The organism is Enterococcus spodopteracolus (assembly GCF_030441955.1).
Classification (GTDB): Bacteria; Bacillota; Bacilli; order Lactobacillales; family Enterococcaceae; genus Enterococcus_B; species Enterococcus_B spodopteracolus.
This window is the reverse complement of the sequence record NZ_JARJHD010000003.1, coordinates 210,959-224,369: the sequence shown is the minus strand read 5'-3', so window position 1 is coordinate 224,369 and position 13,411 is coordinate 210,959. Positions and strand designations below refer to the sequence as shown.

The window sequence follows — 13,411 nt, the reverse complement described above, 5'->3', positions numbered from 1 at the left end:
GAAACCAACGTGAGTTATCGTAAACTAGGACGCACATCTAGCCAACGTAAAGCGATGTTGCGTGATTTAACAACTGACTTATTAATTAATGAACGTATTGTGACTACAGAAGCTCGTGCGAAAGAAGTTCGCTCAACTGCTGAAAAAATGATCACTTTAGGCAAACGCGGAGACTTACATGCACGTCGTCAAGCTGCGGCTTTCGTACGTAATGAAGTTGCTAGCGTGCGTGAAGAAAATGAGGAAATCGTTATCGAATCAGCTTTACAAAAGTTATTCAACGATATTGCACCTCGTTATGCTGAACGTCAAGGTGGCTACACTCGTATCTTGAAGACAGAACCAAGACGCGGAGACGGAGCACCAATGGTTGTCTTAGAACTTGTCTAAAATCACACTAATAACATCACTTTATGGATGATTCTTTTAGAGTGTTATGATGTTGGAAGTTACTTATTCCGAGTCTAGCTCAGCGCTGCTCCCCAAGCGATTCGTTTGGGGAGTATGCACTCATCATAAAGTGTTTTTTTGTACCTTCAATTAACTGTCAAGACAGCCTTGAGGGTATAAAAAAACATTTTAAAAATTAGAAATGATTGAAAACTAAGCAGTTTTTTGATAGGGTTAATAGGAACTTTAGGATGAAGAGGGAGTACTTATGGAGCCGATTATTGAATTAGGAAAGATTAATTACAAATACCAACCAGAAGATTTACGACCAGCATTGAAAGATGTTTCTTTTACGATCAATAAAGGAGAATGGATCGCGATTATCGGGCACAATGGTTCTGGTAAATCAACGCTTGCAAAAACGATTAATGGCTTACTCCTTCCTGAGTCTGGGACGGTCAAGGTTGGTAATCAAATACTAAATGAAGAGAATATATGGACGATCCGCCAAAAAGTCGGCATGGTCTTTCAAAATCCGGACAATCAATTTGTTGGGTCAACAGTAGAGGATGATGTGGCCTTTGGTTTAGAGAATCAAGGCATTCCTCGAGAAGAAATGATCGTTCGAGTGAAAGATGCTCTTGGAAAAGTTCGAATGTCTGATTTTGCGACAAGAGAACCGGTTCGTCTTTCCGGTGGACAGAAACAACGTGTGGCGATTGCCGGTGTTGTAGCCCTCCGACCAGAAATCATCATCTTGGATGAAGCAACAAGTATGTTAGATCCTGAAGGTCGTGAAGAAGTCATCACAACGATCAAAGAAATCAAAGAGGAAAGTCAACTGACCGTTATTTCAATCACGCATGATATTGATGAAGCAGCCAATGCAAATCGTATTTTCGTGATGAAAGAAGGCGAACTAGTGAATGAAGGCACACCGAAGGAGATTTTCTCTGCCGGACCTGAACTAATCAATCTAGGGTTAGATTTGCCTTTTCCTGAAAAACTAAAAAGTGCCTTGAAAGAACGTGGCATTGAAGTGCCTAAAGAATACATGACAGAAGAAAGGATGGTGGATTGGTTATGGACATCCGTTTTGAAAAAGTAAACTTTACGTACCAACCGAACACACCATTCGAGCAACGAGCTTTATTTGATATTGACTTGTTGATCAAAGAAAATAGCTACACTGCATTAGTGGGTCATACTGGAAGTGGGAAATCCACCTTACTTCAGCATTTGAATGCGTTGATCAAACCGACGGAAGGAACCGTCAAAATCGGCGATCGTCAGATCAAACCAGATACCGATAATAAAAATTTGAAACCGATTCGAAAAAAAGTCGGTATTGTTTTTCAATTTCCAGAGGCACAGTTGTTTGAAGAAACGGTCGCAAGAGATATTGCGTTTGGCCCAAAAAACTTTGGTGTAAGTGAGGAAGAGGCGACTCTACTAGCAAAGGAGACCTTAGAACAAGTCGGCTTAGATGAGACGTATTTAGAACGCTCGCCTTTCGAGCTGTCAGGTGGTCAAATGCGACGTGTAGCGATTGCCGGTGTTCTAGCTATGAAACCCGAAGTTCTCGTCTTAGATGAGCCGACAGCTGGGTTAGATCCACAAGGAAGAAAAGAAATGATGGATATGTTCTGGCAGTTGCATAAGGAACAGCAAATCACGATTGTTTTAGTCACCCATTTGATGGATGATGTGGCAAACTATGCCGATTTTGTTTATGTATTGGAGAAAGGTCGCATTGTTAAGTGTGGAGAACCAAAAGAAGTCTTCCAACACCTTGAATGGTTAAAAGAACGGCAGTTAGGCGTACCAACAGCCACTGAGTTTGCAGAGGAACTACGAGTAAAAGGCATTCATTTTAATGAATTGCCGATCACCGCAGACGCATTAGCGGACCAATTGGTCAAACTGGTGGGAGGTACTGCTCATGATGAATAAATTGATTTTTGGTCGTTATATGCCTGGCGACTCATTTATCCATCGGTTAGATCCACGTGCAAAGTTACTAGCAAGTTTCTATTTTATTGGCATTATCTTCTTAGCCAATAACTGGCAGACATATGCCTTATTAGCGGCGTTTACTTTATTTGCTGTTTTCTTGTCAAAAGTAGATATCAAATTCTTTATTCGAGGCATCCGTCCGTTGATCTGGTTGATCCTATTCACTGTAGGATTACAAGTACTGTTTACAAGTGGTGGAGAAACGTATTGGAGTTGGGGGATTTTCAATATCACTCAATTTGGTGTAATGAACGGGCTATTCATTTTTTGTCGGTTTGTTTTGATTATTTTTATGTCTACTTTATTGACACTGACAACGCCACCTTTAGAATTATCCGATGCGATCGAATATTTGTTACGACCATTGAAAGTTGTTCGCTTTCCAGTGCATGAAGTATCATTGATGCTTTCGATCGCTTTACGTTTTGTGCCGACATTGATGGACGAAACCGAAAAAATCATGAATGCACAGCGCGCACGTGGTGTTGACTTTGGCGAAGGAAGTCTGGTGCAAAAAATGAAAGCGGTGATTCCTTTACTGATTCCGCTATTTGTCAGCAGTTTCAATCGTGCGGAAGATCTGGCTACAGCGATGGAAGCAAGAGGCTACCAAGGTGGAGAAGGTCGGACAAAATACCGTATCCTTCACTGGCACTTACAAGACACTGTTGTTATGGTTGCTTTTGGGCTCATGACCATCGTACTAGTGTTTATCCGTAGCTAAACCTATCAAAGATGAATGAGAACAGGGGAAGATGAATGGTACGCTATAAAGCAATCATTGCCTATGATGGTACCCAGTTCAATGGTTTTCAGAAACAACCTAACGGACGAACGGTCCAAGAAGAACTGGAAAAAACCTTAAAAAAGATGGCAAATGGAAAAGAAATCACGATTTTCGGATCTGGACGGACAGATGCAGGGGTTCATGCAATCGGGCAAGTCATCCACTTTGATTATCTAGAAGAGCGACCTTTGGAACGTATGCGTTTTGGATTAGATACGCAGTCGCCAGAAGATATTGCAGTAAAAAGTGTGGAGATTGTGCCAGAAACTTTTCACGCACGCTATCTAGTGAAAGAAAAAACCTATCAATTCAAAGTAGATATCGGAAAACCACGTAGTCCCTTTCGTAGACACTATGCGAGCTATTTTCCTTACCCAATAGATGTAGCAAAGATTGAACGAGCATTGCCTGATTTACTTGGTACGCATGATTTCACTTCATTTTGTGCTTCTGGAAGTTCCATTGAGGATAAAGTACGGACTATCTATGAAGCCAGCTTACAGGTCAATGAAGCAGGCGATGAGTTGACGTTTACATTTCGTGGTGATGGCTTCCTTTATAAAATGATCCGTATTTTAGTTGGTACGTTGTTAAAAATAGGCAACGATCGTTTACCAGAGGATTGTCTGCCGGAAATCATTGCAAAAAAAGACCGCAATGCAGCGGGTCCGACTGCTCATCCGGAAGGGTTATACCTATACGAAGTAAAATATGAATAGCATACAAGAAAAAAGCGTTTCGGCAATCACCGAAACGCTTTTTTTATCTTGTACGACGACGTTCACGTCTTGGACGGTGATCATCGCTTTCGTTTATAGGATCAATGACGCCGCGAAACGACTGACGTCTACGAAGGTACCATAGATACAAGATAAAAAAGGAAATACATCCAATAAAGAGAAGTAATCCAGGAATGAATCCTTTTGGCATGTAGCTAAAAGTAATCGTATGTTCACCTTCAGGAACTTCCACCATCAAAAAGGCATCTTGGAATTTCTTCACAGGGACTTTTTCGCCATCGATTTTAGCAGTCCAACCACCATCATAAGGGATAGTCGTGACTACCATCGTTTTTTCAGTCGCATGAACGGTTCCTGTAGCTGTTCGACCGGTAGTAGTCATCTCTACGCTATTATTTCTGATCTGGTTGATTGCGGCTTGATATGCCACGACATCAAGTCCGACCACTTGAGGTTCCATAAAGCTAACTTCTTTGGTCCCATAGAAGCTTGCAGTGAAGGTAACCGTTGTGTCTTGCGGATAATATCCTAAATCATAATATTGACCAGTAATGTTAATTTGAGATTTTCTAGATACACCATTGACAGTAATAGTTGCTGTAGAGCTTTCTAATTGTGCGAAATTCGTTGGAAACAGGCTGAGATATGCTTGGGTATTCGCAGGGACTTGGACTTCCCAAGTCAATTCTTTTGGTTGATTATTCGCTGTTTCACTATAAGTGACCCCATTTGTCGTTGTTGTGATCTTCGTGTTCTGTTGACTTTTTAGGGTTGGTTTGTAAAACGTAAAGAATGATTGATTCAACCCAGAAAGAGCATTCATCAAATTTGTTTGACTGGTTAGATTATCACCTATCGGCTGTTCGATCTTATTGATCGTCAAAGGTGCTTTAAAGGCTAATGGCACAGCATTACTATTTTCGTACAAAGTATAGTTGTCCGTTTGTTCGACGGATTGGAAGCCGTATTTATTAAAACTACTGTCGTTTTTAGCAATATTGTATTTGATTCCCGTAAATCCATCCATCAACAAGGTATTATTATTGTAGCGAATGTTCAAATTTGTTCCTCTAGAACGGAATCCTAAAGTATCCAAGTAAGAGGAAGAGTTTCGATTTCTGATTGAGGAGAACATACTGATTCCACTATAACCATAATTGATCGAATCATTCGGTGAAACAGGATCAAGGTTTTCTAATCGATAAAACGTATCGGAATCCTTTTTCGAGGCATCAACTAACGTTTTGATCTCAGGATAAGGTTCGGTATACAAACTTCTTGAGGCATAATTCCAATCATCGAGAATGCCATGTATCATACTGTTAGTATTGACTGCGGCTTCTGCTGTCATCAATAGTAACAGAAGAATACTCAAACGTTTCAGATCAAATGGGTGTTGTTGGAATAAACCAATCGTCAATGCGTAGAGTGCTAAAAAGACTAATGTCAAAACAAAGGATGTGAGCGTGACATACGTGTAACTGCCATCTGGTTTGATTCCCCAAGCTGTAGCAAAAGCAGCCGCTAGTACAATAATGACGCCTAGCAATCGTTTATGATCCTTCTCCTGTAACTGTTCCCAACTATGGGCTGCTAACAAGAGTACGAGAAACGAAAAGAGATAGGCATAACGGAATAAGAACATATTTGGTGCGTGCATCCCATGCCAGAATAAATTCAAAGGGACGAAATAGAAGCTAGCAATCAAGATCGTGAATAGCCCACCGAACAACAATTTATTTTTCAAGGGGAATTTGCGACTGACAAAATACAAGAGGCATAATGCTAAAGGAAACAATCCAGCATAGATAAACGGGATCGATCCATATTTCGTCGTGTCATAAACTCCCACCATGTTTTTCATCAATAAATCTAAATAAGAAGTTGCTTCCGTCTTCAATGAAGTGATCTGCGTCAACGCTTCGCCATTGGCACGTAGATCGAGAATGGCAGGCAGGATGATCACCATCGATGCACCTCCTGCTAATAAAGAGGTGATCCCATAAGGTAAAATCGTTCCTTTGTACCTCCGCCAATTCGTCAGTAGTCGTGTAACAAAGTATAAAAAGGAGAAAAGCCCGACCATGAAGCCCATATAAAAACTGGATAAGAACAAAAGCAAGTAACTAACAAACAATAAAATAGGTTTCTTTTGATCCATCACACGATGGATGCCTAAAATGATCAGAGGAAGATAGATAAAGGTGTCTAACCACATGATGATCTCTGAATGGGCAGTGATAAATGAAATCGACGCATAACTGATACTTAATGCGACTTGCCCCCAATGAGGAATACGATAGGTACGTGCTAGAAACCAGAAGGATAAACCTGCTGAACCAACTTTTAGTAAGGTGATGAGATACAAGGCATCTGGCATCAATTGATTCGGGAACAATAAAACGAGTGGTGTGAAAAGTCCACCTAAATAATAAGAAATCAATGATAGATAATTTAAACCAAGTGAGGCATTCCACGTGTAAAAAATGCTTTGTTTCCCTAACAACATATTACGGAAGCTTGCATGAAAGTTTGAAAATTGTGAGAAAGCATCACTAGCCAAGATGCTCCGATCACTTCCTGGATAAATACCGATACTTAAATAAACCAATAAAAGAATCAGCAAAGGGATAAAAAAGCTAGCAGCTGCATAGCGGCCGTTTTCTTTTAAGAATTTTTTCAATGTTTTTTTCATTACAATTCAGTCACCAAATTTCTATTTGAAGTTATAATTAGTTTATCACATTCATGATTTTACTTGCTGAAAATACAACCAAATTCATAAAAAAATTACATTTGGAATTAAATAACATTCGTGAGTTAAAATTACATTTACATCAAGAAAATAGCACAAAATAAGAAAACACTTTATACTTTAAAATAAAGTGTTGACAGGCGTTTGCAAATACGTTATGTTTTATTTGTAACAATTATAAAAAAACATATACTTATCACTATCTGAGAGGTAGTGGCACATAAAAGAAGACTTAAAACAATTATCTGGGTGATTGATTGTTTTAAGCCTTTTTTATTTTTTCTTCTTAAGTTTCATGTAGTTGAGGAAATGTCTCACATTTGATAATGATTTGCAAAAAATAAAAACCGTTCATTTTGTTGAACGGTTCAAATCATTTTATTCAATTATACGCGTTCAACTTTTCCTGATTTCAACGCACGAGTTGACACCCAAACTTTTTTAGGTTTGCCGTCAATCAATACGCGAACTTTTTGTAAGTTAGGTTTAACTGTACGTTTTGTTGAGTTCATCGCATGTGAACGGTTGTTTCCACTTTTTGTCTTGCGACCTGTAAAGTAACAAACTTTTGCCATGTAAATTTCCTCCTTTGCCTTGATTTGGAGCAATAGTAACTTCAGCTCATACCAGAATAACATATCATATGGCGTAGGAATTTGCAAGCATATTTTCATAGAATTGATTGACATTTTCAGTGATTAATTGTAACGTGAACAAAGTCTTTTCCTAATTTTTTTCAATGGTTTTTGAGTACTTTAAGGGAACAACCTTTTATTTCGGTTGACGCTATGATAAAATGTGATAGTAGAAAAATGGGAATATTTTACCCGTTAAGGAGGCTCATTCATGGCTGTAAAAATTCAAACGTCAGCTGGAACCATTGAAATTACCAATGATGTCATCGCAACAGTTGTTGGTGGTGCCGCAACAGATGTATTTGGTGTTGTAGGAATGGCTAGCAAGAATCAAATCAAAGATAATATCACTGAAATTTTACGTAAAGAAAATTACTCAAGAGGAGTAGTTGTCCGCCAAGAAGCTAATGGGATCGCAGTAGATGTTTATACAATCATTAGTTATGGCACAAAAATTTCAGAAGTTTCTCGTAATGTCCAAGAAAAAGTGAAATATAACTTGGAGACTTTACTAGGTGTTACAGCCAATTCAGTAAATGTCTTCGTGCAAGGTGTTCGTGTACTGCCAGACTAGGCAGGAGACTTGCTGACTGTTCAGCAGTCGATCTGAAGGAGGATTATCTAGGTGAGTGTAACAGAAATTAGTGCAAGCCAATTCCAGGAAATGGTTCAGTCCGGTGCGAATCGGCTACAAAAAAATGCAGAATACGTCAATTCCCTAAATGTATTCCCGGTTCCCGATGGAGATACCGGTACCAATATGAATTTATCAATGACAAGTGGTGCAAAAGCCGTTGTCGATTCTACCTCTGAAAAGGTAGGAGAATTAGCAGCGCTGTTATCTAAAGGTTTATTGATGGGGGCAAGAGGAAACTCTGGGGTTATTTTATCTCAGTTGTTCCGTGGTTTTTCAAAACAAATCCCTGATGTGACTGTTTTGACAGCAATAGATTTAGCTGCAGCTTTTACTCATGGGGTCGAAACAGCTTATAAAGCAGTAATGAAACCTGTCGAAGGAACGATCCTGACAGTCGCAAGAGAAGCTGCCAAAGCTGGTGAGAAAAAAGCAAAATCAACAGATGATGTGATCGAAGTCATGACTGCGGTCGTTAAAGGTGGAAAACGTGCGTTAGCAAAAACACCTGATTTGTTGCCTGTATTAAAAGAAGTAGGCGTTGTAGATAGTGGCGGTCAAGGACTATTATTCGTATACGAAGGTTTTTTAACTGCGTTGAATGGTGAATACCAAGCAGACGAGGTCTATGAACCATCTCCTGCTCAAATGGACGATATGGTAAATGCAGAGCATCATCGTAGTGTGCAAGGTCAGTTAGCAACTGAGGATATCCATTATGGTTACTGTACAGAAATCATGGTGAAGATCGGTGAAGGTCCAACTGTAGATAGTACATTTGATTATGAAGAGTTTCGTAACTATCTAGATGGCCTTGGGGATTCCCTGTTAGTGGTCAATGACGATGAAATCATCAAAGTACACGTTCATACAGAAAACCCTGGGGAAGTCATGAATTACGGACAGAAATTTGGTTCCTTAGTGAAAGTCAAAGTGGACAACATGCGTTTGCAACACGAAACGATCTTAGAACATGATCAAGCCCCTTCAGCGCCGGTTGCACAAACGAAGCCTCGTGTACCTTACGGGATCGTTGCCATCGCAGCCGGGAAAGGTGTGCAAGAGTTATTTGAAAGTCTAGGAGCAAACTACGTGATCAGTGGTGGACAGACGATGAATCCAAGTACGGAAGATATCGTGAAAGCGATCAATGAAGTGAATGCAGATAAAGTCATCATCTTACCGAATAACAAAAATATCTTTATGGCAGCTGATCAAGCGGCTGAAGTGGCTGAACTTCCAGTTGCTGTTGTTCCATCAAAAACAGTTTCTCAAGGATTAACAGCGATGTTGTCCTTCAATGAACAAGCAACGTTAGAAGAAAATAAAGAAACGATGACAGATGTGCTTTCAAGTGTTGTCAGTGGTCAAGTGACACATGCGATCCGCGACACGATGATTGACGGAGTGAAAATCACAGAAGGTGATTTCTTAGGGATGATCGATGGGAAAATCGTGATCTCTAATCCAGACATCTTAGCGACATCACTTGCTACATTAGAGCAAATGATCAACGAGGATACTGAGATCGTCACGATATTAACCGGAGAAGACGGGTCTGCAGAACAAGCACAAGCATTTGCGGATCAACTGAGCGACAAATATCCTGAGTTAGAAATCGAGATCCATCAAGGAGATCAACCTGTCTATCCTTATTTATTTTCTGCTGAATAATACAGCCTGAAGCCAATAGATAAAGCAGAAAATCATTTGAAAGGATCTTCGGTCAACGATTCGCGAATCGTTGACCAAGTTCCTTTTTTTGTTAAAGGAGGGAAATCTTATGCGTTCGTTAGCAGATCCAGTCACAGTGTTGGCAGGTGTTGGTCAAAAAAGAGCGGATAGCTTGGCTAGCCTAGGCATCCATACAATCGAAGACTTGTTAACTTACTATCCTTTTCGTTATGAAGATATCCAAGAAAGAAATCTAAACGAAATCCAAGACCAAGAAAAAGTTACATTAAAAGGGTTAGTTGTCTCGCCGCCAGTAATGAGTCGTTTTGGCTACAAAAAAAGCCGTCTGCAGTTTCGAATGATGCAAGAACATGAAGTATTCAATGTTTCTTTCTTCAATCAGCCCTATTTAAAAGATAAAGTCATTTTATCTGAAGAAATCGCAGTTTATGGGAAATGGGATGCGAAACGTAAAGCACTAAATGGGATGAAGATCCTTGGTTCGCAAAGTCCAGATGATTTCTCTCCGATCTATCATGTCAACAAATCCATTCGCCAAACGACATTGGTCGATCTGATCCGTCGAGGGTTTAGTGAGTATGGTGATTTGATTGAAGAAAACTTACCACTATCTTTAATTGAAAAATACCGTTTGCTTGATCGTCCAACTGCTGTAAGAAGTATGCATTTTCCGCAAAATCATGAGGAAAATCATCAAGCCAAACGACGGATGGTTTTTGAAGAATTCTTTTTTTTCCAGATGCAGTTACAAGGACTGAAAAAAGCCGAAAAGTCTGAAAAGAATGGCTTAGAGATCCTTTATGATGTTGAAAGATTAAAACAATTTACGAAAAAATTGCCGTTTGAATTAACGATGGCACAAAAACGTGTCACTAATGAAATTTGCCGTGATCTCCGTAATCCACATCATATGCAGCGTTTGTTGCAAGGGGATGTGGGAAGTGGGAAGACCGTTGTTGCTGCGATTGCTTTATATGCGACAGTGACTGCTGGCTTTCAAGGAGCGTTGATGGTCCCAACAGAAATATTGGCGCAACAACATATGGAAAGTTTATCCCAACTATTTGACCCAAATGAAGTGACTGTTGCGTTATTGACCGGATCAACGAAAGCAAAAGAACGTCGCGAGCGATTAGAACGGTTAGAAAATGGGGAGATCGATATCGTCGTGGGAACACATGCACTGATTCAAGAGGGTGTAGCCTTCCAAAATCTAGGTTTAGTGATCACCGATGAACAACATCGTTTTGGAGTGAACCAACGAAAAGTATTGCGTGAGAAGGGTTGGCGTCCGGATGTGTTGTTCATGACGGCCACCCCTATCCCTCGAACCTTAGCAATTACAGCATACGGCGAAATGGATGTATCTGTGATCGATGAGCTTCCCGCTGGACGGATTCCGATCGAAACAAGATGGGTCCGAACACCTCAATTAGATAGCGTGCTAGAATGGACCTATAAAGAATTGCGCAGAGGGCATCAAATGTATGTGATTTGTCCATTGATCGAGGAGTCCGAAGCTTTAGATGTGAAAAATGCAGTGGAAATTTACGAAAAACTTCGTGAGTTATTTGCACCAGAATATGAAGTTGGCTTATTGCATGGTAAAATGAAGAATCAAGAAAAAGATCAAATCATGGAAACATTCAAAGAAAATCAACTCCAGATTTTAGTGTCAACTACAGTGATCGAGGTCGGTGTCAATGTGCCGAATGCAACGGTCATGCTGATCATGGATGCGGATCGTTTTGGCTTAGCGCAACTGCATCAGTTGCGTGGGCGTGTCGGTCGAGGAAGTGAGGCTTCTTATTGTATCCTCGTGGCAAATCCGAAAAATGAACTGGGTGTCGAACGAATGAAAATCATGACAGAAACCACAAATGGCTTTATCTTGAGTGAAAAGGATTTAGAATTACGAGGTCCTGGAGAAGTATTTGGCTTCCGTCAATCCGGGTTGCCAGAATTTGCGATCGCAGATCTAGTAACAGATGGGAATGTCTTAGAGGTTGCCCGTGAAGAAGCTGCGGCAATCTGGCAAATCAAAGACTGGCAGTTATTACCTGAATATCAACCATTAACAGCCAAGTTGCAATTAGGCGAACAAGATAATCGTTATTTTGATTAACAGATTATCAACACTTTCAAAATGATGACAAGGAGTGGAAATAATAATGAGAATTGCAGTAGATGCAATGGGCGGAGATCACGCACCACAAGCCATTGTGGAAGGAATCGCTCTAGCACAAAAAGATTTCCCTGAGTTGGAATTTGTTCTTTACGGTAAAGAATCAGAGATCAAGAAATATTTGGCAGACGAAACAAATATCACGATCGTCCACACTGACGAAAAAATCAATAGTGATGATGAGCCAGTTAAAGCGATCCGTCGCAAGAAAACTGCTTCAATGGTTTTAGCTGCACAGGCAGTTAAAAATGGGGAAGCAGATGCTATTTTTTCAGCAGGAAATACAGGAGCCTTGCTAGCAGCTGGCTTGTTTATTGTTGGACGCATAAAAAACATCGAACGCCCTGGACTAATGTCCACATTGCCAGTTATTGGCAAAGAAGGCGAAGGGTTTGATATGCTAGACTTAGGTGCAAATGCAGAAAACAAACCAGAGCATCTTTTACAATATGGTATTTTGGGGTCATTTTATGCGAGAAAAGTTCGTGGTATCGGACGACCTCGCGTAGCATTGCTCAACAATGGGACGGAAGAGACTAAGGGAAGCGAATTAACAAAACAAGCATTTGAACTCTTGCAAAATGAAACAAGCTTGAACTTCATTGGCAATGTGGAAGCGCGTGACTTACTAAATGGTGTGGCAGACGTCGTAGTAACCGATGGCTTTACCGGAAATGCAGTGTTGAAATCCATTGAAGGCACAGCGATGAATATGATGACCTTATTGAAATCTGCCATCTTGAATGAAGGCATCAAAGGTAAAATGGGGGCATTACTGCTAAAAGATGGTTTGCGCTCTTTGAAATCTGAAATGGACTATTCTAAACATGGAGGAGCTGTTTTATTTGGATTGAAAGCACCAGTTATCAAAACGCATGGTGCAACTGGACCAGATGCAGTTCGCTACACGATCCGTCAAATCCATACGATGCTTGAAACCAATGTTGTAGGACAACTGGTGGAACAATTTGAGAAAAAAGAGGACTAAATTTTCTACGAATTGACAAGCTGATGGAGAAAAAAGGGTGGACATTCCAAAAAATTGTCAGTAAAATTAGCTATGGTGAAGAAAACGTAGTAGTTCTAAGAATTGTGGGGGTGAAAAAATTGACGCGCGAAGAAGTATTTAATAAGGTAGCTAAAATCATTTCAAATCACTTTGAAATGGATACAGACAAAGTGACAGATGAATTGAACATTAAAGATGATCTGAAAGCTGATTCAATTAGTATCATGGAATTTGTTCTTGAACTGGAAGATGAGTTTGGTACAGAGATCTCTGATGAAGATGCTGAACAAATCGAAACAGTCGGCGGTGCCGTGGATTATATCAGCAAACACTTGAAATAAATTGAATAAATACACATCAACTGATGAATGAATTGGCGAAAGCCAATTTCAACTCAAGCCAAGAAGCCAGAAATAGTTTAGCTATTTCATGGTTTCTTGGCTTTTTCAATCATAGTTATTTAAATAAAAAGAGTTTTTTTAAAGAGAAGAATTATGTCACAACATTCGATAGAAAGAGGTAGTTACACAACATTTCTATTTCGTATATACTGTATAATTATGCT

At 39.9% G+C, this 13,411-nt stretch carries 12 protein-coding genes; 10 read left to right on the top strand and 2 right to left on the bottom strand.

What is annotated here, in order from left to right; translation table 11 throughout:
* Positions 1-9 precede the first annotated feature (9 nt).
* The 5 genes from rplQ to truA all read left to right on the top strand — a co-directional run bounded on the left by rplQ (position 10) and on the right by truA (position 3,912).
* Positions 10-390, top strand: coding sequence for a 50S ribosomal protein L17 (gene rplQ, locus P3R27_RS06085; RefSeq protein WP_010734449.1), 381 nt, complete (start codon positions 10-12; stop codon positions 388-390).
* Between the two features lie 268 nt (positions 391-658).
* On the top strand, positions 659-1,498 hold the full coding sequence (locus P3R27_RS06080; protein WP_265262128.1) for an energy-coupling factor ABC transporter ATP-binding protein: 840 nt from the start codon (positions 659-661) through the stop codon (positions 1,496-1,498).
* Positions 1,474-2,343 (top strand): energy-coupling factor ABC transporter ATP-binding protein, encoded by an 870-nt coding sequence (locus P3R27_RS06075; RefSeq protein WP_265262127.1) that lies wholly within the window; start codon positions 1,474-1,476, stop codon positions 2,341-2,343. Before P3R27_RS06080 ends, P3R27_RS06075 begins: the two co-directional genes overlap by 25 nt.
* Positions 2,333-3,130, top strand: a complete 798-nt coding sequence (locus P3R27_RS06070; RefSeq protein WP_071867778.1) for an energy-coupling factor transporter transmembrane component T family protein — start codon at positions 2,333-2,335, stop codon at positions 3,128-3,130. Before P3R27_RS06075 ends, P3R27_RS06070 begins: the two co-directional genes overlap by 11 nt.
* Positions 3,131-3,165: 35 nt before the next feature.
* Positions 3,166-3,912 carry a tRNA pseudouridine(38-40) synthase TruA gene (gene truA / locus P3R27_RS06065; RefSeq protein WP_265262126.1) on the top strand — a complete coding sequence of 249 codons (747 nt, stop codon included), beginning with the start codon at positions 3,166-3,168 and terminating at the stop codon, positions 3,910-3,912.
* Positions 3,913-3,955: 43 nt separating this feature from the next.
* Here truA and P3R27_RS06060 read toward each other — a convergent pair whose 3' ends face one another.
* Positions 3,956-6,628, bottom strand: a complete 2,673-nt coding sequence (locus P3R27_RS06060) for a YfhO family protein (protein ID WP_034689398.1) — start codon at positions 6,626-6,628, stop codon at positions 3,956-3,958.
* Between the two features lie 446 nt (positions 6,629-7,074).
* Positions 7,075-7,263: a 50S ribosomal protein L28 gene (gene rpmB / locus P3R27_RS06055; RefSeq protein WP_010734442.1), complete on the bottom strand. Its 189-nt coding sequence runs from the start codon at positions 7,261-7,263 to the stop codon at positions 7,075-7,077.
* 271 nt (positions 7,264-7,534) lie between these two features.
* Between rpmB and P3R27_RS06050 the strand changes: the two genes are divergently transcribed.
* The 5 genes from P3R27_RS06050 (at position 7,535) to acpP (ending at position 13,187) form a co-directional block, all read left to right on the top strand.
* Entirely contained in the window at positions 7,535-7,897 is a 363-nt protein-coding gene (locus P3R27_RS06050; RefSeq protein ID WP_010720424.1) for an Asp23/Gls24 family envelope stress response protein, read from the top strand.
* A 51-nt stretch (positions 7,898-7,948) separates the two neighbouring features.
* Positions 7,949-9,631, top strand: coding sequence for a DAK2 domain-containing protein (locus P3R27_RS06045; protein ID WP_034689397.1), 1,683 nt, complete (start codon positions 7,949-7,951; stop codon positions 9,629-9,631).
* A 109-nt stretch (positions 9,632-9,740) separates the two neighbouring features.
* Positions 9,741-11,777 carry an ATP-dependent DNA helicase RecG gene (gene recG, locus P3R27_RS06040; protein ID WP_126133808.1) on the top strand — a complete coding sequence of 679 codons (2,037 nt, stop codon included), beginning with the start codon at positions 9,741-9,743 and terminating at the stop codon, positions 11,775-11,777.
* Positions 11,778-11,823: 46 nt separating this feature from the next.
* On the top strand, positions 11,824-12,825 hold the full coding sequence (gene plsX, locus P3R27_RS06035; RefSeq protein ID WP_034689393.1) for a phosphate acyltransferase PlsX: 1,002 nt from the start codon (positions 11,824-11,826) through the stop codon (positions 12,823-12,825).
* A gap of 119 nt (positions 12,826-12,944) precedes the next feature.
* Positions 12,945-13,187: an acyl carrier protein gene (acpP, locus tag P3R27_RS06030; protein WP_023518907.1), complete on the top strand. Its 243-nt coding sequence runs from the start codon at positions 12,945-12,947 to the stop codon at positions 13,185-13,187.
* The last annotated feature ends 224 nt before the right edge of the window (positions 13,188-13,411 follow it).

Excerpts from the sequence above, each read along its gene's own strand:
- P3R27_RS06070 (WP_071867778.1), top strand. The coding sequence starts at position 2,333 with ATGATGAATAAATTGATTTTTGGTCGTTATATGCCTGGCGACTCATTT.
- truA (WP_265262126.1), top strand. The coding sequence starts at position 3,166 with ATGGTACGCTATAAAGCAATCATTGCCTATGATGGTACCCAGTTCAAT.
- rpmB (WP_010734442.1), bottom strand. The coding sequence starts at position 7,263 with ATGGCAAAAGTTTGTTACTTTACAGGTCGCAAGACAAAAAGTGGAAAC.
- P3R27_RS06075 (WP_265262127.1), top strand. The coding sequence starts at position 1,474 with ATGGACATCCGTTTTGAAAAAGTAAACTTTACGTACCAACCGAACACA.
- recG (WP_126133808.1), top strand. The coding sequence starts at position 9,741 with ATGCGTTCGTTAGCAGATCCAGTCACAGTGTTGGCAGGTGTTGGTCAA.
- P3R27_RS06050 (WP_010720424.1), top strand. The coding sequence starts at position 7,535 with ATGGCTGTAAAAATTCAAACGTCAGCTGGAACCATTGAAATTACCAAT.
- P3R27_RS06060 (WP_034689398.1), bottom strand. The coding sequence starts at position 6,628 with ATGAAAAAAACATTGAAAAAATTCTTAAAAGAAAACGGCCGCTATGCA.
- P3R27_RS06080 (WP_265262128.1), top strand. The coding sequence starts at position 659 with ATGGAGCCGATTATTGAATTAGGAAAGATTAATTACAAATACCAACCA.
- plsX (WP_034689393.1), top strand. The coding sequence starts at position 11,824 with ATGAGAATTGCAGTAGATGCAATGGGCGGAGATCACGCACCACAAGCC.